General features: G+C 54.9%; 26 protein-coding genes and 1 tRNA gene. 18 read left to right on the top strand and 9 right to left on the bottom strand.

All coding sequences use genetic code 11. The features are described 5' to 3' along the window. Window positions 1-156: 156 nt before the first annotated feature. Window positions 157-822 carry a CatB-related O-acetyltransferase gene (locus OS189_RS17980; protein ID WP_267168727.1) on the top strand — a complete coding sequence of 222 codons (666 nt, stop codon included), beginning with the start codon at window positions 157-159 and terminating at the stop codon, window positions 820-822. Window positions 823-915: 93 nt separating this feature from the next. Here the strand turns inward: OS189_RS17980 and OS189_RS17975 are convergent, their stop codons facing one another. Beyond that, on the bottom strand, window positions 916-1,413 hold the full coding sequence (locus OS189_RS17975) for a ferritin-like domain-containing protein (RefSeq protein ID WP_267168726.1): 498 nt from the start codon (window positions 1,411-1,413) through the stop codon (window positions 916-918). A 154-nt stretch (window positions 1,414-1,567) separates the two neighbouring features. Here OS189_RS17975 and OS189_RS17970 point away from each other — a divergent pair. Continuing rightward, window positions 1,568-1,643: transfer RNA gene (locus OS189_RS17970), tRNA-Trp, on the top strand. 221 nt (window positions 1,644-1,864) lie between these two features. Here the strand turns inward: OS189_RS17970 and OS189_RS17965 are convergent. The 4 genes from OS189_RS17965 to OS189_RS17950 form a co-directional block, all read right to left on the bottom strand. After that, a complete protein-coding gene (locus OS189_RS17965) occupies window positions 1,865-4,081 on the bottom strand; it encodes a TRAP transporter permease (RefSeq protein WP_267168725.1) in 2,217 nt (738 codons plus the stop codon). Window positions 4,082-4,083: 2 nt separating this feature from the next. Beyond that, window positions 4,084-4,557: a DUF1850 domain-containing protein gene (locus OS189_RS17960; protein ID WP_267168724.1), complete on the bottom strand. Its 474-nt coding sequence runs from the start codon at window positions 4,555-4,557 to the stop codon at window positions 4,084-4,086. A 2-nt stretch (window positions 4,558-4,559) separates the two neighbouring features. Further along, window positions 4,560-5,537, bottom strand: coding sequence for a TAXI family TRAP transporter solute-binding subunit (locus tag OS189_RS17955; RefSeq protein ID WP_267168723.1), 978 nt, complete (start codon window positions 5,535-5,537; stop codon window positions 4,560-4,562). Between the two features lie 905 nt (window positions 5,538-6,442). Beyond that, the gene (locus tag OS189_RS17950; protein ID WP_267168722.1) at window positions 6,443-6,886 is read right to left on the bottom strand and encodes a hypothetical protein; all 444 of its coding nucleotides are present in this window, start codon (window positions 6,884-6,886) and stop codon (window positions 6,443-6,445) included. 225 nt (window positions 6,887-7,111) lie between these two features. On the opposite strand from OS189_RS17950, the gene argF reads away from it, so the two are divergent. The 3 genes from argF to OS189_RS17935 all read left to right on the top strand — a co-directional run bounded on the left by argF (window position 7,112) and on the right by OS189_RS17935 (window position 9,654). Next, the gene (gene argF / locus OS189_RS17945) at window positions 7,112-8,107 is read left to right on the top strand and encodes an ornithine carbamoyltransferase (protein WP_267168721.1); all 996 of its coding nucleotides are present in this window, start codon (window positions 7,112-7,114) and stop codon (window positions 8,105-8,107) included. 3 nt (window positions 8,108-8,110) lie between these two features. Continuing rightward, the gene (gene arcC / locus OS189_RS17940; RefSeq protein WP_267168720.1) at window positions 8,111-9,022 is read left to right on the top strand and encodes a carbamate kinase; all 912 of its coding nucleotides are present in this window, start codon (window positions 8,111-8,113) and stop codon (window positions 9,020-9,022) included. A 239-nt stretch (window positions 9,023-9,261) separates the two neighbouring features. Then, window positions 9,262-9,654: a CBS domain-containing protein gene (locus OS189_RS17935; protein ID WP_267168719.1), complete on the top strand. Its 393-nt coding sequence runs from the start codon at window positions 9,262-9,264 to the stop codon at window positions 9,652-9,654. Between the two features lie 2 nt (window positions 9,655-9,656). On the opposite strand, the gene OS189_RS17930 is transcribed toward OS189_RS17935, so the two are convergent. Beyond that, window positions 9,657-10,589, bottom strand: coding sequence for a Crp/Fnr family transcriptional regulator (locus OS189_RS17930; RefSeq protein WP_267168718.1), 933 nt, complete (start codon window positions 10,587-10,589; stop codon window positions 9,657-9,659). A gap of 79 nt (window positions 10,590-10,668) precedes the next feature. Here OS189_RS17930 and OS189_RS17925 point away from each other — a divergent pair, with 79 nt between their 5' ends. From OS189_RS17925 to OS189_RS17900, 6 genes are all read left to right on the top strand, one after another. Next, a complete protein-coding gene (locus OS189_RS17925; RefSeq protein WP_267168717.1) occupies window positions 10,669-10,947 on the top strand; it encodes a YgaP family membrane protein in 279 nt (92 codons plus the stop codon). Between the two features lie 70 nt (window positions 10,948-11,017). Further along, window positions 11,018-12,151, top strand: coding sequence for an ABC transporter permease (locus OS189_RS17920; protein ID WP_267168716.1), 1,134 nt, complete (start codon window positions 11,018-11,020; stop codon window positions 12,149-12,151). After that, on the top strand, window positions 12,151-12,945 hold the full coding sequence (locus tag OS189_RS17915; protein ID WP_267168715.1) for an ABC transporter ATP-binding protein: 795 nt from the start codon (window positions 12,151-12,153) through the stop codon (window positions 12,943-12,945). The genes OS189_RS17920 and OS189_RS17915 overlap by 1 nt, the downstream gene beginning before the upstream one ends. A 2-nt stretch (window positions 12,946-12,947) precedes the next feature. Then, window positions 12,948-14,669 carry an MlaD family protein gene (locus OS189_RS17910; RefSeq protein WP_267168714.1) on the top strand — a complete coding sequence of 574 codons (1,722 nt, stop codon included), beginning with the start codon at window positions 12,948-12,950 and terminating at the stop codon, window positions 14,667-14,669. Then, window positions 14,670-15,293, top strand: coding sequence for an ABC-type transport auxiliary lipoprotein family protein (locus OS189_RS17905; RefSeq protein WP_267168713.1), 624 nt, complete (start codon window positions 14,670-14,672; stop codon window positions 15,291-15,293). A gap of 71 nt (window positions 15,294-15,364) precedes the next feature. Further along, window positions 15,365-15,700: a carboxymuconolactone decarboxylase family protein gene (locus OS189_RS17900; protein WP_267168712.1), complete on the top strand. Its 336-nt coding sequence runs from the start codon at window positions 15,365-15,367 to the stop codon at window positions 15,698-15,700. Window positions 15,701-15,770: 70 nt separating this feature from the next. Here the strand turns inward: OS189_RS17900 and OS189_RS17895 are convergent, their stop codons facing one another. Together OS189_RS17895 and OS189_RS17890 are read right to left on the bottom strand one after the other, a co-directional pair. Then, a complete protein-coding gene (locus OS189_RS17895; RefSeq protein ID WP_267168711.1) occupies window positions 15,771-16,040 on the bottom strand; it encodes a nitric oxide reductase F protein in 270 nt (89 codons plus the stop codon). Beyond that, complete coding sequence (locus tag OS189_RS17890) at window positions 16,037-16,585, bottom strand: cytochrome c oxidase subunit 3 (protein ID WP_267168710.1); 549 nt, start codon at window positions 16,583-16,585, stop codon at window positions 16,037-16,039. Before OS189_RS17890 ends, OS189_RS17895 begins: the two co-directional genes overlap by 4 nt. A 199-nt stretch (window positions 16,586-16,784) precedes the next feature. Here OS189_RS17890 and OS189_RS17885 point away from each other — a divergent pair, with 199 nt between their 5' ends. Then, window positions 16,785-18,749 (top strand): oxidoreductase, encoded by a 1,965-nt coding sequence (locus OS189_RS17885; protein ID WP_267168709.1) that lies wholly within the window; start codon window positions 16,785-16,787, stop codon window positions 18,747-18,749. 262 nt (window positions 18,750-19,011) lie between these two features. Here OS189_RS17885 and OS189_RS17880 read toward each other — a convergent pair whose 3' ends face one another. Next, a complete protein-coding gene (locus OS189_RS17880; RefSeq protein WP_267168708.1) occupies window positions 19,012-19,395 on the bottom strand; it encodes a hypothetical protein in 384 nt (127 codons plus the stop codon). A gap of 83 nt (window positions 19,396-19,478) precedes the next feature. On the opposite strand from OS189_RS17880, the gene OS189_RS17875 reads away from it, so the two are divergent. The 6 genes from OS189_RS17875 (at window position 19,479) to rplA (ending at window position 23,554) form a co-directional block, all read left to right on the top strand. Further along, window positions 19,479-20,267 carry a hypothetical protein gene (locus tag OS189_RS17875; RefSeq protein ID WP_267168707.1) on the top strand — a complete coding sequence of 263 codons (789 nt, stop codon included), beginning with the start codon at window positions 19,479-19,481 and terminating at the stop codon, window positions 20,265-20,267. Window positions 20,268-20,345: 78 nt separating this feature from the next. Further along, window positions 20,346-20,543, top strand: coding sequence for a preprotein translocase subunit SecE (secE, locus tag OS189_RS17870; protein WP_267168706.1), 198 nt, complete (start codon window positions 20,346-20,348; stop codon window positions 20,541-20,543). A 223-nt stretch (window positions 20,544-20,766) separates the two neighbouring features. Continuing rightward, on the top strand, window positions 20,767-21,300 hold the full coding sequence (nusG, locus tag OS189_RS17865) for a transcription termination/antitermination protein NusG (protein WP_267168705.1): 534 nt from the start codon (window positions 20,767-20,769) through the stop codon (window positions 21,298-21,300). A 763-nt stretch (window positions 21,301-22,063) separates the two neighbouring features. Beyond that, window positions 22,064-22,246, top strand: a complete 183-nt coding sequence (locus OS189_RS17860; RefSeq protein ID WP_267168704.1) for a hypothetical protein — start codon at window positions 22,064-22,066, stop codon at window positions 22,244-22,246. A gap of 182 nt (window positions 22,247-22,428) precedes the next feature. After that, complete coding sequence (gene rplK, locus OS189_RS17855; RefSeq protein WP_267168703.1) at window positions 22,429-22,854, top strand: 50S ribosomal protein L11; 426 nt, start codon at window positions 22,429-22,431, stop codon at window positions 22,852-22,854. 1 nt (window position 22,855) lies between these two features. Further along, window positions 22,856-23,554 (top strand): 50S ribosomal protein L1, encoded by a 699-nt coding sequence (gene rplA, locus OS189_RS17850; RefSeq protein WP_267168702.1) that lies wholly within the window; start codon window positions 22,856-22,858, stop codon window positions 23,552-23,554. Window positions 23,555-23,653 lie beyond the last annotated feature (99 nt).

The following is a 23,653-nucleotide window of genomic DNA, read 5'->3' as shown; positions in this document are numbered from 1 at the left end:
AAGATCACCGAGTAATCAGGTCCGGCAGGGCGCAAGCCCTGCCTGATCCGAATCAACAAAGGCCGCTTCCCCAGGGAGGCGGCCTTTTTCGTTCATCTACGGCATATTTCTTTATGCTATACGATCACAATAGGCAGCGAGATCGAAGGACATACTATGGATACCCCTGAAAACCGCTTTCCCGCCCCAAGCCTGCTTCACCCCATAACGCTGGGTGACGGAAGTGCGCATCGCGGAACCGTATTCTTGAAAGCGGCGGACACCCATCCACGTATGGAAGTCGGTGATTACACTTACGCCAGCGCGCATCAAGCCCCCGCAGATTGGGCCGCGCATTTGGCCCCATATCTTTATGATTTCAGTCCGGAACGGTTGATCATCGGCAAATTTTGCCAGATCGCGGACGGAGTTCAATTCATCACCGCGTCTGCCAACCACCGCTATGACGGTATATCGACATTTCCCTTCGCTGTATTCGGGGGCGGACCGCATGAGGGGCGTGCATCTCTGCCAGCGGCGGGACGTGACACAATTATTGGCCATGACGTGTGGATAGGGCAGGGGGCAAAAGTCTTACCCGGTACAGAGATTGGAAACGGGGTAATCGTAGGAGCAGGTGCTGTGGCTTCAGGCCAAGTACCCGCCTATAGTGTAATTGCCGGAAATCCCGCCAGACAAATACGCCTGCGCTTCGACCCGGCTGAAATTACCGTTCTGCAAAAGCTGGAATGGTGGCATTGGCCTATCGAAAAAGTTCTGGAAAACGAGGCGCTGATTTGCGGTGGGAACGTCACTGCGCTTAGCGAAGCTTGGAGTAAGTGACAGCGCCGATATGAATACCCTCGGTCCGGTACTCTCGGTCCGGTACTAAAGAGGGGAGATGCCCCCCGCTTTGGCGAGAGGCAAAGTCTTTGGTCAGGCTGCATCGCGGTTTACACCGCCGTTGGTTGCGATCTGAGTCATGTGGCGGTCGCCATCGTAGGTTTGATCCAGCATGGATTGCAAAATCGCACCCTCTTCGTCCAAGTTCAGGCGGTTGGCAAATGCGGTAAGGCACCCGTAGCCAGCCAGCGCATAATGCACCATGCGCTGATATTGCGTGATGATCATTGCGTCCCGCGTGGCATCATCCCCGAATTCCTGTTCCAAGACGTGGGCGTTCGCTTCTTTGACAAGGCCCTCCATCCCGCGACAATGCTCGCCCTCGGGGTTGATGTCATGGGTAGCGCAGATAGACTTGATCTTGTCCATTCCTTCGCCGATACCATTTGCACCTGCGATGAGCGCCTCGCTTAGCTCCTTGTCAGCTGCGGCACGACCCAGTTTGGTGGTCGCCTCAAGCGACTGTTTGCAAGCGCTGTACATGTCCTGCAGTTGATCGTGATATACGTCGTGAAGATTGTTAAGGGTCATTTTCAGTTCCTTTCGGTGAACGCTGTGTGGTTCTTTCACGTACTCAACCGACAAAGGCAGGCACATGTTCCGCTGCAGCGCCGGATTTTCACACGATCTATGTTCAAACCCTCTTGATCCTCCACGCGATCCGGACTACGCAGACCCACGGCATAGGGGTTTAGCTCAGTTGGTAGAGCATCGGTCTCCAAAACCGAGGGTCGTGGGTTCGAGTCCCTCAGCCCCTGCCAATCTTTTCCAATCATCACAGGCTTGCCTGAAATCGGCCTATGGGATCCGGATTTCTGGAAATGGTCTGCGCTCAGGTCTGATCTGAGTATAGGGGATTGGCGGACCACAGCACCTGCAAATGCTCGGCCGATCATGGAAATGATCAACGCATAGCGACAATGCTGCAATCGTACGGGTTTCTATACTGCTGTTTCGGTCTGGCAACGCAGGCTGCCGTCAATCAACCTGTTGCTGTTTTTGTTCCGCGTCCGTTGTGCAAGAAAACCGCAAGCACGAGTGCTCCGCCGATTGCCATCGCCGTCCATGAAGTCGAAATCAGCAGCAGACCGCCGATCGACAGGGCGATTTTATCCAGAGTGGTTAATGGTGACTTGAAATGGCCAACATAGGCCGCAGAAAGTGCAACGATGCACACGATCCCGCTGATCAGTGCTGCGATGAATTCCGTCCAAGTAAACTCAACAAACAGCAGGCTTGGCGCATAGATAAACATGAAGGGCACCAGCGCCTTGCCCATCGACAGGCGGAATGCTGTCGTGCCTGTTCGCATAGGGTCAGATCGGGCAAGCCCCGCTGCTGCATAGGCAGCAAGGGCCACGGGTGGCGTCACGTCTGCTAACACACCAAAGTAGAATACGAAGAAGTGTGTAGCGATCAACGGAATGTCAAACTCCATTAGGGCAGGAGCCGCGATAGAAGCGAGGATTATGTAGGTCGGCGTTGTCGGAATACCCGCGCCCATAATGATGCAGGCGATTGCAACAAAAACGAGGCCAAAGAACAGTGCCATGCTCTTTTCGTTAAGCAATCCTGTGAAATCAATCGCGATCATAAATCCAGCGAGATCATAGGCAAGTTCGACAACCGCGGCGGAGAATTTAAAGCCCAGTCCGGTCAGCGTGGTGATGCCGAGCAGGAAGCCGACACAAGCACAGGCCGCACCAATAGCAAGTGCAAATTTCGCGCCGTCTTCGAAACCGCGCACCAGACGTGGTGGCGTCAGAACAGAATTCATATCCATCGAGGTATCACCGAGCGCACGCATCAACAGCGGCACATAAGAAAATACTATGGTCAGAATGATGCCCCAAAAAGCGGCAAGAAAAGGTGTGTACTGCATCAACAGAAGGGTCACCATTGCGCCAAGCGGCACAAATAGGTGCCAGGATTTTCGCAACACCGCTTTGAACTGCGGGATTTTATCAGCAGACATGCCCGTCAGGCCAAGCCGTTTCGCCTCAAGGTGAACCATCAGCATAATGGCGAGGTAATGGAAGGCAGCGGGTATGATCGCTATCAGGATGATTTCATTATAGGGGACGCCCAGCATTTCGGTCATCACGAACGCGGACGCGCCCATGATTGGCGGTGTAACCTGACCACCGCAGGATGCCGATGCCTCGACGGCGCCAGCAAAACGGGGGGTGAAACCAGATTTCTTCATCAACGGAATAGTAAATGCACCTGTAGTTACCGTGTTGGCGATGGGAGAGCCCGAGATCATGCCGAAAAAGCCAGAAGAAACCACAGACACCTTCGCACTACCGCCAGAGGCACGTCCGGCCACGATGGTCGCGAGGTCGATGAACAACTGGCCCAGACCGCTCATCTGGGCGAGGATGCCGAACAAAACGAAATGGAAAACATAGGTGGCAACAACGCCGACCGCCACGCCATAGATGCCCTCTGTGCCGACATAGAGATGGTTAATGATGCGTAGGATATTATATCCACGATGCCCCATTATGCCGGGCATATAAGGACCAAACATTGCGTAAAGGATGCAAAAGACACCGATAAATGCAAGCGTTGGGCCCATGGTACGGCGCGTCGCTTCCAGTGTCATAATGATGGCTATCAGGCCCATCATGTATTCCTGCGGGCGCGGCGAGCCTACGTTAGTGATGAAAACATCACGGAAGAAAACCACCAGATACAGCGAAAATCCGGCACCCAGAATGGCGAATAGCCAGTCACGCAGGGCCACTTTGCTGCCTGGAAGGCCGCGACCTTTCAGCGGCAGGGTCAGCGCCGTAAGCAACACCATTGCCGCCCCAAAGCCGTAATTCAGTGCGTTGGGCGGTAGGGCAGAGACAAGATCGTAGATGATATACAGATAGAAGGTGCCAAAAATGGCGCTGTCGACCCACAGGCGCCGCGTCGGGGTCGCACGACGGCGGGGAAATACCAGAAACACCAGACCCATCACAAAGGTCAGGTGAATAGTGCGGTGAGTTACCTCGTTCAACAGACCGAAACCGGCGGTGTAGACGTGAAACACCGACAGCGCAACGCAGGCAACCGTAACCAGCCGTGCCACCAACCCCGTCAGATCGCGGAAATTCGACTCAGAGTCGTATTCACGCACCAGCGCTTCGACTTCATCAGGGGTAAGTTCGCGCTCGTTAGCGGCCGTAGACTGGTTTGTGTCTGACATGGTTACTCCGGTGGTTCACAGGCGGTGATCCGCAGAACGGACTGGCCCAAAGAGGCTAACGGGATGGACTCATCTGCAAGGTGCAGGGTGTTCTTGTATTCGGGCTGTATGCGCACGATCATGGTGCCAATGGGCCGGTCAAGATCAAGGATAAAACGACCATTTTCGTGCCGCCATCCGGTTGCATCAACCTCGTCGCCCATTGACGGCAGACCTGCCCCGTGCGCCAGAAAAATCTCGGACGTCTGGACGATCCGGTTTGCATCAATCCTGTAGGTGTCGACAACAGGCGTGCGTGAAACGGAATGGATAAACTCCAGTGCAAAAGTGCCGTCCGCAGTCAGCGGATATAACCCGATCATCCTGTTGTCCGGATGGCTTTTCAGACACAGGGCGGGACGGGCCGTTGCATTTGCAGATAGGGGAAGGATGGCCAGTAAGGCCACCCAAAGGGCACAGAAGGTGCCGCGTAGCATCTTCACTTGATGCCTTTCTCCATGTAGTACTTCTCGGCTCCCGGGTGGAGCGGGACAGACACACTCTCAAGTGCCCTGTCGAGCGAGATTTCCTTGCCCTTCGGGTGCACGTTGCCCAGTGTTTCGGTGTTTTCGTACAATGCCTTGGTCACGGCATAGATGATCTCGTCAGAAACATCTGCATGGGTTGCCCAGATTGCGCGTACGGCCAACGTTTCGACATCATTGTCCTGACCTTTGTATGTGCCACCTTTTAGGATCGCATTTGCATAATAGGGCTGGGTTTCCTGCAGCTTGGCGATTGCCGGTCCGTTCAGCGGTACAATGCGGATCTCGTGGCCGTTGGCCAGATCGGTCACGGATGATGTAGGTGAACCGGCCGTGATCAGAGATGCATCAAGGTTGCCGTCTTTGATCTTGTCCACCGATTGGGAGAACGAGGAGAAGTCTTCGGAAACGTCTTCACGCGTCATGCCGTGTGCGATCATCAGATCGCCCAACAATTGCCATTGACCTGATCCCGGAGAACCGGACGAGATGGATTTGCCTTTTAGGTCGGCAAAGGTTTCGATGCCGGAGTCCGCACGCACTACCAGTTGCACAGTCTCAGGATAAAGCGCGCCGATTGCACGGATGTTTTCTGTCGGCTGACCGTCAAACTGGCCCGCGCCCTTGTAGGCAGAGTCCAGAATGTCAGCGGCAACAAATGCTGACTCGATCTCGGTGCGGCCCAGCAACTGGGCGTTTGCCACAGATGCGTTTCCGGTTTCCGCAGTCGCGGATAGTTTTGTGTCAGGGATTTCCGCTGTGTTCGAGATCAGCTGTGCAAGCATCCCGCCCAACGGGTAATATGTGCCGCCAGTGCCGCCAGTGGCAATCCCGAAGAATACCCGTTCAGCAGCAAGTCCGGGCAGGGCGGTCATTTGCACCAGAGGTAGGGCTGCGACGCTCCCCATAAATGTACGACGCGAAAATTTCATAATGCTTCCCTTTATTTGACGGCCCGCCAGTACGGCGTCTTGCAGATAGATCGCGTTTAATACCGCGTCTGGCAGGCCAGTGTGGCATTGTCACATCTTTGCGAGGACGTAACGTAATGTCCAGTTTTAAAACCCGATAGGGGTAGGTCCCGTCAGCCGGTCTATTCCGCAGCGCAGGTGAGGGGAGGGCCGCAAAATTGAAGGAACCGGTCGATCACAACGCCTGTTATGTCTGTCAGGCATAGTGAAGTTTTGAAGAGAACGAGAAAATACCAAGAAGCGCGCGGGGATCGCTACCTTGGCAGTTTACAGATCTAGAATGTCAGAACTTTTGTATCATCATCCAGCAAAACAGAGGTGTCCGCGTTTCTGCCTGGAAGGTAAATTGCGCAGACCTCTACAGTCGCTCCGGTTTTTTCATGGATGGTCCGCATCGGGCCTTGTGGGCTCATCTTGAGCGAGGGCGGACCTGTGGTGGCGGTGGCAGAGGCTCCCTTCAATGCGATATCAGCTGCGGTCCACACAGCATAATAATATGCGCTTGTGCGCCCTTCTGTGCTGCCTGCATTGTCAGCACCATTGCCATCAATTGTGTTTGTGGCTCTGGCGAGGTGACGATGGTCAGCGCTTTCTCTTGCGGATCGGCAACCGCTGTTCCAGCAGTTGCGCACAATAATGCAAACGCAGCAGCAAATTTCGAGGTTTTTATAGGATATCTCCTTGGGAGGGCGGGTGGAGGAGGTGCATGCGCATATATTGCCCCGAAACTGCAATGCCGTGTCGGAACACTATGATGTTATCGTTTTGATTGGGGGCGTCGCTGACACTATCACTGATTGGGCCCCCTTTGCCTCAATAGGGTCAAAGCGGGGACCCAATGGCTTCTGTCATGCCTGGATAACTTGTCAAACCGGCGTTGCGTGGCGGCCTTTGGTGACGGTGGCCATGTTCTCGGCGAGGGCGTTTGAGTGTCTTTCAAACTCCTCCACTACCTCCATCTCTGTACTGATCATGCTTTTGTTGCATTCGGAGATCATACGGGAGCAGTCCGTAGCATCTTCGGAAACGCGCTCCATAGCGCCACGCTGCCAGTCCACCATAGCCCGTATCGCAGCAGGTGGATTATCCAGGCTCAGGGTTGAAATCTGTGCCGCGGTGTCGAGCAGCGAAAATGCAGCGGTTTGCCGCCGCTTGAACCACTCTGCCGAGAATTTTCCGGCCTCTGCAATCAACTGGCCCTGCGCGTTCCAGAAGTGGCGGGAGTAGGGCCCGAACATGAGCTGTCCGGCAGGGGTGGAGCGGACTGTTTCGGTAGGGGTTTTATCAGTCGACGTATTTGATTTAGTCATGGAACCATCCTTTCATCAACATGTGGGTCGCACCGCAGGATAGCGTAATCCGTATCGCCGCCGCATTAACCCGCATCAACTCAAGGTTGAGCTATGCGGGGCGCGTGATATTTTTGGGCGGGTTAACGCCGGTTAACATGCTGAGGTGTCTCGCTGCTATATCAGGTCCGGAACACGCTGCGCGCCGTGCAGATCAATTGCGATATCGCACGAGGAGGCGAGACCATGGCATTCAACCTTAGGAATCGCAGTTTTCTGACGCTTGGGGATTTCACAGAGCAAGAGCTGGTTTTTCTGCTGAAACTTGCAGGTACCCTTAAAGCGGCAAAATACGCAGGCACCGAGGTCGCAATGTTGAAAGGGCGCGAGATTGCGCTGGTTTTTGACGCAGACAGCAAAAGAGCCGGTTTCGATGTTGCAGCGCATGATCAGGGTGCAACCGTTGCTTGGATGGGTCAGACGGGCTTGCAGATGGGGCGCACCGAAGCTGTGAAAGACACCGCGCGTGTCTTGGGGCGGCTGTATGACGCGATTGAAGTTCGGGGATTTGCCCATGACGTTGTGCGCACGCTTGCGGATTGGTCCGGTGTGCCAGTTTACAACGGGCTGTCGGATGCGTTTAACCCTGCACAGGTATTGGCAGATTTTCTAACGATGAAAGAACATAGTCAAAAACTGCTTAGCGAGATTTCATACTGTTTTATCGGCGATGCCAGCAGATACATGGGCGATAGCTTGCTGATCGGTGGGGCCAAAATGGGAATGGATGTGCGGTTTTGCGCGCCACAGAAATTCCAGCCAAGTATAAAAAACCGCGACGAAGCGCACGCCATTGCGCAGCAGACGGGTGCACAGATCACAATCACGGATGAGATATATAAGGCCGTCGAGGGCGTGGATTTTGTCTATACAGATGTTTGGATCCGTGAAGGGCAGAGCCAAGGCACATGGGCCAGCCGTATCGAGGCGCTCGGGCCGTATCAGGTGAATGGGGACGTTATGGATAAAACCGGCAATCCACGTGCCAAATTCATGCATTGCCTGCCTGCGTTTCATAATTCGGACACAACCATGGGCAAGGAAATCCAGAGACAGTTTGGCATCAACTGCATGGAAGTCACCGATGAGGTGTTCGAAAGCCCGGCGTCGATTGTTTTCGATCAGGCTGAAAACCGGATGCATATAATTAAGGCGATACTTGTCGCCACATTAGGGAGTTAGACAATGCTTGTTGTTGCTGCAATCGGGGGCAATGCCCTTCTCAAACGTGGCCAACCGCTGACCGCTGAAAACCAGCGCGCAAACGTGAAAGTTGCGGCAGCGGCCTTGGCGCGGATTGTGCAGGCCGGTCATAAACTGGTTGTTACCCATGGCAATGGCCCGCAGATCGGTCTGCTGGCGCTGAAAGGGGCGGCATATGATCCGCAAAAGATATATCCGCTGGATCTGCTTGGGGCGAAAACCGACGGCATGATCGGTTACGTAATCGAACAGGAGCTTGAAAACGCGCTTGATCACACGCGGGCCGTTGCAACCCTGCTTACCCAGATCATCGTTGATCCGGCTGATCCCGCATTTTCCAACCCGACCAAATTTATCGGTCCCGTTTACACCCGTGAACAGGCAGATGTACTAGCCAACGCTGCGGGCTGGAGCGTGGCGCAGGACGGTAATGCATGGCGGCGGGTTGTGCCCTCTCCCCAGCCACAGGAAATCCCAGATGTGCGGGTGCTAAAGCTGCTGCTGGATCAGGATGTGATTGTAATATGTGGCGGCGGTGGCGGTATCCCTGTCCTGCGCGGCGAAGACGGCAGTTTGACCGGCGTGGAGGCTGTGATCGACAAGGATGCATCCAGCCGACTGCTTGCACAGCAACTGGATGCGGACGCGCTTTTGCTGCTAACGGACGTTGACGGCGTCTATCGCGATTTTGGCACAGATGCGCAGGCACGTATTGAAACGTTAACCCCGCAAGACGCGCTGGCGCTGGATTTGCCTGCCGGATCAATGGGACCGAAGATGGAGGCGGCTGCCACATTTTCAACACACGGTGGTTTGGCAGGCATCGGGCGGCTGGATCAGGCGCTGGAAATTCTTGAACAAAAGGCTGGCACCTGCGTTTTGACACCGAAGTAAATTAGAGAATTTGAAATGGATGAGATACTTGGGCACATGCAGCGCAGCCGTTGGGAGTTTCTTTAGCGCTATGTGTGGCCTGCGCTGACGTTTGCAGTGCGTTTCATGCTGACAGGCTCGTTCATATCCAACTGCGAAGTTAACCGCCGTCAATGATTATTGCGCGCAAATAGCACATTATGAGGTGAAGAGCGTAAAACAACTTTAGCGGAGACTGGCGCGTGATTATTGATCGAATTATGCGAACACCCGTAACTGTCATTTCGCCGGAAACGCCGGTGCGGGCGGCGGCGGCATTGATGGCCGAGCTGGGTCTTGGGGCGCTGCCTGTGTGTGAAAGCGATAAGCTTGTAGGTATATTGACCGATCGGGATATCGTTGTGCGCTGGGCGTCGCGCATATCCGATGACAGTCCGGTTGCCCCGATAATGAGCCGTAATGTTGTGACTTGCCAGATCGGCCAACTTGTTGAGCATGCAGCCTACCTGATGTCCGATATGCAAATCCGGCGGTTGGTGGTGCTGGATGAAGCGGAGCTGGTGGTAGGAATTATAACCGTTGGAGACATCGCCAATGATGCCTGTGAGACATTGGCCGGACAGACACTTGGTGAAATTGTCGAGCTGCGATAAATTTATTTGCTGCGTTTGATCAAGATCTCGTGTCGGAAAGCATCAAGATTTATTCCGGCCAGCATGCACAGTGCGTCCAGATCATTGAGCTGGATTGCTGTGTAGGTCGGATGGGAGATGATGCCCTCCCGCTCGAACCGGCGCAGTGTCCGGCAGACATGCACATTGCTGAGACCGGTAAACTCGCCCAACTTGTGCTGATTCATCGGAAATTCGAAGTAGCCGTCTTTGGATAGATCAATGGCTTCGAGGCGAACATGAAATTCCAGTAAGGCATAGGCGACGCGGCTTGCGGCGTTGCCTTTTCCCATTCGCAACAGCAATTCTGAGGTGCGCGCTTGCATCCGGACAATTTCGCCTGCGAACAGACTGCGCAACTGTTCCATTTCGACTTCCGGCCCGTTTGCTTGTGCTGGAAGAATTTTTATGAACCGTACATCACTCAGCGCTTCGATCGTGCAGGCAGCTACCGGAGCATTAACAGCCCCGATCAAGGCGAAATCCCCTGGAAGCATCACATCGATAATCTGAATTTCACCGTCCGGCAGCATTTTTGAAAATGCGACCCATCCGTCAAGCAAAAGCATCGAATGGTCAGCGAAATCGTCCTCGTGGATCAGGGTTCTTCCCTTTTCTGCTGTTTCGACCGCCGCATCTTTTTGAATATGAAGATACGTTTCTACTAATGTGGGATATGCTGCGGCGACCGGACTTTTTAAAAGAGTCCCCTGCTTTTGCATGCTGTGGTCCTTTCCGGGACAGGTCTTGCAGATCTCGTCTGAGAAATAGCTTAGCAAGAATACTATGTTATCAGGAAGGTATTTCACAGACCAGCAGCCGCTCGGCACGTTGATGCCAATGTGTGGTGAAATCAAGAGCTTGGGTGGTTCGCCTGAAGGGTGACGGGTGGCGCGGCCATTTGCCACGCGGGGCATAGGAAGGCATCTTTTCAATTTTGCTATGATTGTATGATTTATACAGATTCGGGTACGTTGATACAGATTGAGGTGGCAGATGCGCGCGCTTGCTAAGATTAGCTCGGACGAATTTTTTCTCCTGAAGTGTAAGAGAAGTAGAAACATAACCAGTAACCTTGGAAACGCCGACCGTGTCCTGCGCGCCCTGTTCGGACTTGTTATTTTTCTAGCACCTTTGGTTAATCTGCCAGCAATCTGGTCAGACGGTTTTTATGCCTATGCCAGTATGGCTGTAGGGTTTGTACTGATGCTTGCCTCCCTGATCAGTTTTTGTCCGGTTTACCGTATTTTCGGAATGTCCACTTGCAAAGTTTGACACTGACGCCAGTCTGTTGCCTAACCCATAGTACACAAGGGCGGGGCTTGGCCGCTGTTTTGGGGACTAGATGACCAGCGCACACCAATCTGACACAACTCCGGTGGAGATAGATACCGAAGGCGGTCGTGTCTTGCTGTCTGGCAGGTTTGTGATTGGCGGCGTAAATGCCATTGTTGCAGAAACACGCGTAGTGGTACCTGAAGGTACCCAAAATATTGATATTAGCGGATTGACGCATATCGACACGGCCGGAGCGTGGTTTCTGGTTGATCAGGAACGTCGGGCGAAAGCAGATGGTGTGACTTTGTCGATCACCGGCGCATCCCAAGCGCAGGCGCAATTGATCGAAACAGTGCGCCGCAACATGCCCGAGGCGCACGAAGCAGAGGTCGCGCCGAGAACAGTTACCGAACTCGTTGAGGATTTTGGCCGCAAGGTGGTCCGGATGCTACGAAAGGCGGCAGAGCTTACCTCGTTTCTGGGCCAGATCATCGCAACTATGGGGATGGTCATCATACGCCCCGGCCGGTTGCGGCTGACGTCCGTTGTGCATCACTGCCAACAGGTTGGCCTGAACGCGGTGCCGATTGTTGCGCTGATGGCTTTTCTGATCGGGGTCGTGCTGGCGTTTCAGGGCTCTGCCCAGCTACGCCAGTTTGGTGCAGAAGTGTTTGTTGTCGATCTGATCGCCATTTCGGTGTTGCGCGAACTGGGTATTCTTCTGACAGCGATTATCGTCGCGGGGCGGTCCGGCTCGGCGTTCACTGCTGCTATCGGGTCAATGAAGATGCGCGAAGAGATCGATGCGATGCGCACACTGGGCCTTGATCCGGTTGCAATCCTCGTTGTGCCGCGGGTCTTGGCGCTGATGCTGATGCTGCCTGCTTTGGGGCTGATCGCAAATGTGTCCGGTCTGTTGGGCGGCGCGCTGATGTCGTGGATTGAACTGGGCGTTTCGCCTGCTGTTTTCCAGTCGCGGCTGGTGTCCAATACCGATGTCTGGCACTTCGGGGTCGGCATGATCAAAGCGCCGTTTTTCGCGCTGATCATCGGTGTGATCGGCTGTTACGAAGGAATGTTGGTTGGCGGTAACGCGGATTCGCTGGGGCGGCAGACATCTACGTCGGTTGTTCTGGCAATCTTTATGGTGATCGTGGCGGATGCGCTGTTTTCGATCTTTTTCGCGGTGGTGGGGGTCTGATGGATAATGCAACAGACGAACAGCCGATGGTGCGGGTGCGCGGCCTTGTTACGCGCTTTGGCACGCATACAGTCCATGACGGCCTTGATCTGGACGTAAAGCGGGGCGAAATCATCGGTGTGGTCGGTGGCTCCGGCACCGGAAAGTCGGTGCTGCTGCGGGCCATCGTGGGGTTGTTGCAGCCTAATGAAGGCAAAATCGAGGTGTTCGGTGAAAGTGTGCGAAACACATCGGAAGACCACTATCGCCGGTTGCGCCGCCGCTGGGGTGTGATGTTTCAGGACGGTGCATTGTTTTCATCGCTGACCGTGCGCCAGAACGTCGAAGCACCGATGCGCGAACAACTGGATATTGACGATACCCTGCGTGAGACACTGGCCGCAATCAAGGTGCGTATGGTGGGCCTGCCCGAAAACGCGATGGATAAATACCCCTCCGAGTTGTCGGGGGGGATGCGCAAACGTGCAGGATTTGCACGCGCTATCGCGCTTGACCCGGAACTGGTGTTTCTGGACGAACCTACCGCAGGGCTGGATCCTATCGGGGCGGCGGCGTTTGACGAATTGATCAAGCAGCTTCAGGCAGCACTTGGGCTGACGGTGTTTCTGGTCACACATGATCTGGATAGTTTGCACGCAATCTGCGACAGGGTGGCGGTACTGGCTGAAAAGAAAGTGCTGGCTGTTGGCACAATGGATGAAATGCTGAAGATCGATCACCCGTGGGTGCAGGAGTATTTCCATGGCCCGCGCGCACGCGCCGCAACAGCAACCCAACAGGCGCAAGGAGCATAGCGATGGAAACGCGGGCAAATTATCTGCTGATCGGGGTTTTTACACTGCTGGCCATTCTTGGCACGCTGGGGTTCTTTGTCTGGCTGGCCAGTGTCCAGATTGACCGTCAGTACGAAACCTATGGCATCTTGTTCGAGGATGTCTCGGGCCTTGATGCATCGGGTGATGTTCTATTCAACGGGATTTCTGTGGGCAGGGTTATCGGGTTGCAGATTTATGACCAAGACCCGTCAAAGGTGCTGACCACAATCGAGGTCGATGCAAATACGCCGGTGCGTTCGGATACCGTTGCGCGGCTGCAATCACAGGGGGTTACGGGGGTCGCGTATATCTCTCTGACGGGGGGCACGCCAACTGCGCAACCGCTGGTCGCGGATGCCGAAAACGGGCTTTCGATCATTCCTTCCCGACGTTCCACCGTGCAAGCTTTGGTCGATGACGCGCCTGATTTACTGGCGGAAGCCACCGAACTGCTGGCACAACTGAAAGAGCTTACAGGCCCGCAAACCCAGACGCAGGTGCGTAATATCCTGACCAACCTCGATACGTCCTCGGCCCGCCTTGATGAGGCGCTGAACGATTTTTCAGAAATCAGCGGCACGGTCAGCGATGCCACCGAGCAGATCACCGCATTTACCAGCCGTCTGGACAGTATTGGAGCAACCCTGTCCAAGACACTGGAAACCGCTGATGAAACGTTGGTCACTGCGCGCAGTGCCTTTGCTTCGGCTGATACGGCGTTAACCACCGCCACCGCCCCGATCGAGGGGGCGCAACGCGTGATTGCCCAAATCGAAAACATCATGCAAGGCAGCATTCCCGATATTCTGGATCAGGTCACGCAAACGGTAACGCAGGCCAATGCGGCCATCACCGATCTGCAAGACCGCTCTGGCACGGCGCTGAGCGGATACACACAAACTGCTGACTTGCTGAACGCGCGCCTGACAGAGCTGGAACAGACGTTGCTGGATGCGAATACCGCATTTTCCGCCGTAACGGAGGCGTCAAACAGCTTTGACGCTCTGGTCGACGGAGAGGGCAGCCTGCTGGTGAGCGAGGCGCGTGACGTGCTGGCAGATGCGAAATCGGCGATTGCCGTGTTTGAAACCGTTGTTGTGGATGATGTGCCTGTTGTGATGTCCGATATCAGGGCCGCAGTTTCCCGCGCGACTGCCGCAGTGGACAAGGTGGCAGGGGATATGACCGGCCTAACCGATCAGCTTGACCCCATCGCGACGCAGACACAAACCATGATTGCATCGGCCACGTCCGTTCTTGAAAGGGCCAAGAGCAGTCTGGATGTCTTTGATACCACACTGGCCGGTTCGCAGGGCGCACTAACCTCTGCCGAGACGGCATTTGATGCGGCCACAAATTTGATGAATACGGATTTACAACCTGTGCTGAACGATCTGCGCGTTACATCAGAGCGGATCAGCACCGCTGTGGAAGAAGTCAGCCGCGATGTTCCTGCCGTGACGTCTGATCTGCGCGCGCTGATCGCGCGAACCGATAATGTGGTCAGACAGGTGCAAAACGCTGTCGCCGCAAGCGCGCCTGGAATCAGTGATTTTGCAAGCACCGGCTTGCCGGAACTTGGCCGCCTTGGCGCCGAAGCGCGCGGCCTGATCAATACGCTCAACAGTCTTGCCCGCCGGCTGGAGCGTGACCCTGCACGGTTCTTCCTGAACGAACGTGTGCCAGATTACCGGAGAAAATAGATGAAATCACTAAGCTTAAACCGCCGGATTGCGCTTTTGAGCGCTGCTGCCGCTTTGGGCGGTTGCAGTGCGGTTGCATCTCTTAACGATGCCGCGAGGCCCTTGGATACCTATCTGTTGTCGCCCGCAGCAGGGTCAACGTCAGGCGCGCGTACCAGCCGCACGGTGCTTGTTACCCGCCCTGACGCGCCTGCTGCAATTGCATCGGATCGGATCATGGTGAAAACCGGCGTGGCCTCGATCAGCTATTTGCCCGATGCGCGGTGGAGCGACGAATTGCCTGCTGTGTTGCAATCGTTATTGATCCGAAGCGTATCCGCGACCAAGCGTGTTGGTTACGTCGGAAAGACCGAAGGCGGGCCGGTGCCGGATGTTGTGGTTTTGGTAAGGTTGGACCGTTTCGAAGTAAGCGCCAAAGCGGACGAGACGTTTGAAGCAGTGGTTGATATGGCGATAACCATGATGGACGATCAGACCCAGAGGGTTATCGCGACGCGCAGCTTTTCCCGGACAGCGGCAGTAGCAGATGACAGCGCCGAAACAGTCACGGCTGTTTTCCAATCTGTGATGAACACCCTGCTGCCCGAGGCGTCAAACTGGATCATCAGCAACGCCAGACGTTGATCCGCATCAAAGTAGGCCGCAGCTTGATCGACTATTCAGACTGCGAACTTTAACTTTGGTGAGTATGAACGATGACTTGGAAAAACAAACTCGACGAAACCCGCAAGGGGTTGCGGAATCTGAACGGTGCAATTCCCGACACAGCCAATGCGTTTGGCGCGATGGGCAAGGCGGTCAAAAGTGGTGGTGTGCTGGACTTCAAAACCAAGGAATTCGTCGCACTCGGCATTTCCATCAGTATCCGGTGTGAGCCTTGTATTTCGCTGCATGTCGAGGCGCTGGTCAAAGCCGGAGCAACACGCGAGGAGTTGGGCGATGTGCTGGCGATGTCCATGCAGATGGGCGGTGGCCCCGCAATGATGTACGCGGCCAAAGCCCTGGAATGTTATGACGAGTTGACCGGCTAGGTTCGCGTTTAACCCGTAGGCACGCGCTGGCTGCAGCGCGTGCCTTTTATCCAGCGATGGCCCTTATCTGTCAGAGGATCAAGGGCAGCAGGTAAAGTCCGAGCAGTAAAAGACACAATAAGGCCAGTGCAAATTCGATTCCCCACCGCCATGACGGGGCTTCTGCCAAGCCAAGATATTGTAGCAATATGATGCGCGCCTTTTGCCATGCTAAAACCAGCACGGCCATGCCTGCGACAATTGGCCATCGGGTCCAGATACCCGACACAGAAAGGATCGTTGATCCGATACTGAGGGCAACCAGAACCGCCCACGCGATATAAAGGGACCGCTGCGTCATTGAAGCAGATAGATCACAGGGAACAGCAGAACCCAGACCAGATCGACCATGTGCCAGAAGGCTGTTGCATCCTCCATGTTGTTCTGATGGTCGCGCCATGCAACCAACAGCAAAAGAAACACGCCCGCTACTACATGTGCGGCGTGAAAGCCCGTCAGCAAAAAGTAGAAGTTGAAAAACGGATGGGTGTCCCAGACGATGCCTGCTGCAGACTTGGCGGCAAATTCCGCCCCCTTAATCCATAAAAACGCGCCCCCCAAAAGCGCAGCCCCAACCAGTGCCAGCCGTGCCTTTTTGCGCTGGTGCGCGCGGCGCAAACGGCAGGCCGATGCTGCCAGAAAACCGCTGGTGATGAGAATGATGGTGTTTATTCCCGCGCCTGTGCGATTCAGCATATCTTGCGCCTGTGCAAAGCCTTCGGGATCGGTCACGCGGACAGATAGAAAGACGATCAGTCCTGCTCCGAACACCAGCACTTCGCTGAGGATCAAGATCCACATTAACAACTCGCCGGGCAACTCCTCCAGCGCGCTTTTGTCATTCATTTTGCGGACCTTCTATTTCGCCGGTTCGGATGCTGTTCGTAGATAGCGCAGATTGATGCACGCCAGACCATCGGGCAAATCGCCACGGTCAGTCCACGAGATGCCTTGCCCATTCCCACGCTGATGTGCGGGTGACGTTGTGGCAGGTTCTTTTGCAGGCTATTGGTATGACAACATGAACCAGGGGGGACCCCGAGCGATGGCCACTTCTCATTTCCCGCATCTGTTTTCGCCCCTGCGACTGGGCGATCTTACCGTGAAAAACAGGATCGTTTCCACAGGCCACGAAACGCACCTGAACGAGCAGGGCCAGATTGGCGAGGCGATGATTGCCTATCATGAGGCGCGCGCAAAAGGTGGCGCGGGTCTGATCGTGATCGAAGTGGCGCTCGCGCACCCGAGTGGTGTGTTTGTCGCCCACCCGATCCGCGTGGACAGTGATGATTGCATTCCGGGGTATCGGAAGCTTGCGGATGCATTACACAAATATGATTGCGGTGCGGTTGCGCAATTGTTTCACCCGGGCCGTGAAATTCTTGCCTCCGAAGACGGGACAGCGCCCGTTTCCTACAGCGCGTCCGCCACCCCGAATGAGCGGTTTCATGTGATGCCGCGCGCGATGCCCGTTGAGATGATCGAGGACGTGATCGCAGCCTTTGGCGATGCTGCGGCGCGTATGCAGAGAGCAGGTATGGACGGTGTGGAGATTGTTGCTTCTCACGGGTATTTGCCTGCACAATTTCTTAATGCGCAGGTGAATTCCCGCGACGATGAATACGGCGGATCTCTGGAAAACCGGACGCGTTTTATCAGAGCAATTGCAGCGGACATCCGGCAGAAAACGTCCGCAGGATTTGTGATTGGTCTGCGCCTGTCAGGGGACGAGCGCAGCCATGACGGCATGGAGCCAAGCGAGATGGAAGCCGCCTGCGAGGTAATCGCGGCGGATGGTAACCTGACATATCTCAGCGTCGTCGCCGGATCATCGGCCACCTTGGCCGGATCGGTTCATATTGCAGCACCGATGTATGAAGATGTCGCCTATACCGCGCCCTTGGCCGACGGTATCCGCGCACGCACGGGGTTGCCGACGATTGTGACAGGGCGGATCAATCAACCACAGGATGCAGAGCGTGTTATTGCCTCGGGTCAGGCGGATATGTGCGGCATGACCCGCGCTATGATCTGTGACCCCGAAATTGGCAATAAAGCGCAGACTGGCAAGATCGATGATATCCGCGCCTGTATCGCCTGCAATCAGGCGTGTATCGGGCATTTTCATGCAGGATATCCGATATCGTGCATCCAGAATCCGGTAAGCGGAAGGGAAGTGTTGTTTGGTGCGCCTGCTTTGGCGAAGGGCGCAAAACGCGTCATGGTCGTGGGTGGTGGGCCGGCGGGGATGAAGGCCGCGGCCACCGCGGGTGAACGCGGCCACGAGGTAACATTGTTTGAACGTGATGCGCTGCTGGGTGGACAGGCGCGTCTGGCCCAGCTTTTGCCGCATCGCGCAGAGTTTGGCGGAATTGTCACCAATCTCAGCCGGGAAATGGAACTGGCAGGTGTGACCTTGCGCAAACAGACCACTGTGAATGAGGCGCTGGTCAACGAATTTGCACCGGACGAAGTGATTGTCGCAACAGGTGCGACCCCGCGCTGGCCAGATTTTGAAGGCAACGATAGCGCCCATATCGTTGACGCATGGCAAGTGCTGCGGGGAGAGGTGAAAGTTGGCGCCTCTGCCGTTGTTGCGGACTGGCGGGCTGACTGGATTGGTATCGGCGTGGCCGAGATGCTGGCCGAACAGGGGTGTTCGGTCAGGCTGGCCGTGAATGGGTACATGCCCGGCCACACGATCCAAATGTACGTGCGGGACGCAAGCATTGGTCGGCTGCACACACTGGGTGTTGAGGTTATCCCCTATGTTCGCCTGTTCGGCGCTGATGAGGATACGGTTTACCTACAGCACCTGATGAGCGGCGAAGCGGTGATTTGCGAGAGTGTCGACACCCTTGTCCTTGCCCAAGGCCACACGCCGGATAGTAGTGTTGAGAACATGCTGCGCAGGCTTGGCCTGTCGCACCATCTTGTCGGGGATTGCATCGCACCACGCACCGCCGAAGAGGCGGTGTTTGAAGGGTTGAAAATCGGACGATTGGTCTAGACCACCACCTGTTCACAGCGCAGGTAAATGGAAGGGACGTTTGGGACTATCCTGCCGACGGGGGGTTAGGAGAATTGTCGATGTCCGTATTGTTGCTGCGCATCGTCACAAATTTCGTAACATGACGGCTCTTACAACAAATTCATGCGACCGTTTTTCAGACTGTGATCCCCGTCCAGCGCACTTGCCGCGATTGGAAGGCTATCGTCACCGGATTAGAACTTACCGAGGGATGTGCAGCCGTTTTGCAAAAGCACGGCCCCTAGATATAGCGCGCGGCAAGTTCAAATAGCTGTGCGGGCTCTTTGCCTTCATCTACTTCCGACCTTCCTTTTTGACAAAGACGATGGTGCTTGCACGCACTTTTTGGCAGCGGGAAAAATGGCAGGTTCCTACCATCGACGGCGGGTTCAAAAGCTCGAATTTCATGGGCTCGCGACATAAACTCCCTTTTTACCCTTAAGTGTTTCTTTCTTTGAATGACGACAATTTTCAGCGGATCATTGGGCGAGAAAATTGATCGTCCAATGATATAATGCCGCGCCGAAGATATGGCAGATCTTGGATGTGTCTGCCTGAAAGCTGACAAGGCAGAGCTAATCCGCCCCAGTGGGCGGGATTGGGCGATATCTGGAAACAGTGACATGCTGCTGCCGCAATTGCTCCATCGAAGGGTCACAAATCGGGGTTAACAGAAGGCTTGATTTCCCAGCACTACGGTATCGACAAATGACAGAAGCCTCTAACAATGCTCCGGATAATGCAGTCGAAGGCGACCTTGATGCAAGTTCGCTTGAAGCGATCCGGTCAATCCTGACAGAAGATGTGGCACCGCCACCTCCTGCACGCTCTGCCGATTTGAATGCCCAAGAAGATGAAAAGCAGTACAACAAATCGCGTACGGTGGGTAGACTGCGCCGCAAGGCGGATGCCTTGCCGCGATTGGCGAAACCTGCGCCTGATCCGGAAGCGGCGGCGCGTGCCGCAGAGTTGTTGGCACCAAAGCCGAAAAAGCGCAAGTTTTCCCTGCGCCGCAAAAATGTAAAAGTCCAGCCCGTTGCGCAGCCAACTGAACCCGTTCAAGAGAGATCGACGCAAGCGTCATTACAGGATCGGGTAATGGTCGCTGTGCGGGGATACCGCCCAAAACCTGCGCACATCGCTCTTGGCGGTTTTGCGTTGTTGGTCCTTCTGCGGCCTTGGCTGGTGCTGGGATTGGTCTTTCTGATGCTGTTTATAGTGGTCGGTGTCTTCCTGATCCTTGGATATGACGGTTTCTGGCAGCGGGTTATGAAATTCGGTCGATGGTATGCCAATCGCCGCCCCGCACGGGCAGCCGTCCTGCATGCGCGGCTTGATCGTTTTGCAGTAGGGTGGGACGCTGTTCTTGACCGGTTTCCCGAAGGTACTGTAGATGGCCTGTACCTGCCCGATTTTGGCGAACTTGCAACCGCGGATCAGCGCCACGGAGAAGCGATGGAGCGTCGCCTTGCGGGAATGCAGGAGAAGGGCACCTGAACGGGTGCGAATTGCAGCCTTGAAACACAGCGTCGCAACAGCTAGATGCAGCTAACACGACAATTCAGGATGTGATCCATGGCCACCACCAACCCGCTTCAGTTTATCCAGCAAGTCCGCGCAGAAGTGGCAAAGGTCGTCTGGCCGACACGCCGCGAAGTCATGCTAACCACAGTCATGGTGTTTATTCTTGCGGCTCTGACTGCTGTATTCTTTGCGTTGGTTGACATTGTGATCCGTAGTGGGCTTCAGTACGTGCTGAACATGTTCGGCTAGGCTGGACCTTTTTTCGGCAAAGACCAACCAGACCGCAATTTTCTCTGCAAACACTTGAATCCCAACGGCACGTGGGCTAACCCGCAATCCAGCCCGTTGGCATGGTGTGTGAAGATTCGTTTTGCGCGCTGGTCGTTGTATCGGGCTACTGGAGCCAAGGCTCTGAAGTGTTTATGAATTCGCAAGCGCGCAGATGCGCTCAGGACAAGGACGGAAAGATCAAATGGCAAAACGGTGGTATTCGGTCAGTGTTCTTTCCAACTTCGAAAAAAAGATTGCAGAGCAAATTCGCACTGCAGTGGAAGAGCAGGAACTGCAGGACCAGATTGATGAAGTGCTGGTGCCTACCGAAGAAGTGATCGAGATTCGTCGCGGCAAGAAAGTCACGACAGAGCGTCGCTTTATGCCCGGTTATGTACTGGTTCACATGGAGATGTCGGACCGTGGATATCACCTGATCAACTCGATTAACCGCGTTACAGGTTTTCTGGGGCCACAGGGCCGCCCGATGCCGATGCGCGATGCCGAAGTGACTGCAATTCTGGGCCGCGTCCAAGAGGGCGAGGAAGCACCGCGGACATTGATCCACTTTGAAATTGGTGAACGCGTCAAGGTTGCTGATGGTCCGTTCGAAGATTTCGACGGCATGGTTGAGCAGGTTGACGAAGAGAACCAGAAAATCAAGGTTATGGTGTCTATCTTTGGTCGTGAAACACCGGTCGAGCTCGACTTTACCCAAGTGAACAAACAAGTTTGATGTCATGGTCCGCGCATTCAGTGATGCGCTTGACCACCTCGAACTGTCATTGACGGCAAAACCGTTTGATGCGCGCTCTGTAAGGGGCGCGTTTTTTCTGTCACTGACCCGATCGACCCGGGCTTGAGCGCACTGGGATTGATGCGCATGGTATCTTGCTGCATGGATGTTCTTGGCTTGGGTGCAGACCTGCTTGCCAATGTTCCGCTAAGTTGGAAAGCGTTCGAGTTTCCCGTCCCGCCATATAATGCGATCCTCCGGCGTTGACTGCTTGATCTGGATGAGCGGCGCGATACCAGCGATTATACCGCATCTGAAGAAGCAATGGCTTCTGGCGCGCTGGCGCAAGACGGATGCCAGCGCATGACTGGAACGACTGCGAACAAAGAGGAGCTGCCGCAGTTGTGCGACCGCCATCCACTCGTTGCCGCTGCAGGTCGTTATATTGACGCGTTGTACACAGATCCGGGCGAGATGTTCGTGGTCTCTAAGCCGAAACCGATGTCAGGTATCGTCGGGCTACTGGCAAAGCTGGGAGATAACAGGCGTCACGCTGCAGGCGGGTTCCTCTACGGTGTCGATGACAGCCTTGAAGGTCCCTTCGAAAAACTGCGTCAAGATCCTTGTTTGCAGGGGGGGGGGGCGATATTGCGGAATGGGTGCTTGATATATTCGGCTCCGCCAGAACGAGAACCGCATTTTTCCCTTGGTGCGATCGTTCTGTTTCCACGTGCGTGAGGGGTTTTGTCTTGATCCCGATTTTGTGAACCAAATAATTAACGCAGGCCATATCTGGGAGGCGATGATGACTGCAACAGAAGTTCATGATCGTATCGTCGGGACACAGCCGGTGGTGGTACGATCGGTCACGCTGAACAAAGGTGACGTCTCGGCAACGACTGTGCGGTTTCAGGAGCGCCATTACAAAACGCCAGATAACGTTTGATCTACGAGCCCAAGTGTTTTAAGGGCAGGGTTCTTGCGCTGCACGGTATTGCCGTGTGGCGAATCGTCTGTGGGAGGAACCGGGCGCGCGCGCCTGTAACCGGACCACGCTAGAAAACGACCATAACGCGTTGTGGTCATGTAGGGCAGGGGAAACCCCGCCGGTGACAAAGGAGAAGGCCAATGGCCAAGAAACTCGTCGGTACGATGAAGTTGCAAGTTAAAGCGGGTCAAGCAAACCCGTCCCCGCCAGTGGGGCCAGCGCTGGGTCAGCGCGGGATTAACATCATGGAATTCTGTAAAGCGTTCAACGCAAAGACAGCTGATCTGGAGCCAGGTGCGCCTTGCCCGACCGTGATCAGCTACTATCAGGACAAGTCCTTTACGATGGACATCAAGACGCCTCCAGCGTCCTACTTCCTGTTGAAAGCAGCGAAGCTGAAGTCAGGTGCGAAAACGCCTTCGCGTGAAACTGTTGGCACAATCACGCCAAAGCAGTTGCGTGAGATCGCAGAAGCCAAGATGGCCGATCTGTCCGCGAATGATGTGGAACAGGCAATGAAAATCATTATGGGCTCCGCAAAGTCCATGGGCATCGAGGTTAAGTAAAATGGCTAAACTTGGAAAACGTATCCGCGCCGCACGCGAAGCATTCGCAGGCAAAGAGAACCTGACAGTTGAAGAAGCTGTATCGCTGATCAAGGCCAACTCGAACGCCAAGTTCGACGAAACGGTCGAGATCGCGATGAGCCTCGGGATTGATCCACGTCACGCAGACCAGATGGTTCGCGGTGTTGTGGGCCTGCCCAACGGCACAGGCAAAGACGTTCGCGTCGCAGTATTTGCACGCGGTCCGAAAGCCGATGAGGCCAAAGAGGCCGGTGCCGATATCGTTGGTGCGGAAGACCTGATGGAAACCGTCCAGAGCGGCAAGATCGAGTTTGACCGTTGCATCGCGACACCTGACATGATGCCTGTTGTTGGCCGTCTGGGTAAAGTACTGGGTCCACGCAACCTGATGCCGAACCCCAAAGTCGGTACAGTGACAATGGACGTTGCTGCAGCTGTGAAAGCGGCGAAGGGCGGCGAAGTGCAGTTCAAAGCCGAAAAGGGCGGTGTCGTTCATGCAGGCGTTGGCAAGGCATCTTTTGATGAAGCCAAACTGGTCGAAAACATCCGCGCCTTCATCGGCGCAGTTGCAAAAGCCAAGCCTACAGGTGCCAAAGGCGCTTACCTCAAGCAAATCGCGCTTAGCTCCACAATGGGCCCGGGTGTAACTGTTTCAGTAGACAAGGCTGTTTCTGAATAATCTTCGGGAACTCGAATTTGGAAGAGGTGCTCCGTTTCGGTGGCGCATTCTAAACTGCAGGACACTGCTAATAAAGGTTGCCGAATTAAATTTCGGCAA

The sequence above is a fragment of the Sulfitobacter sp. F26169L genome (genome assembly GCF_026410285.1).
In the GTDB taxonomy this organism is placed as follows: domain Bacteria; phylum Pseudomonadota; class Alphaproteobacteria; order Rhodobacterales; family Rhodobacteraceae; genus Sulfitobacter.
Note: the sequence above shows the minus strand (reverse complement) of the source record. Positions and strands in the feature narration are given on the sequence as shown.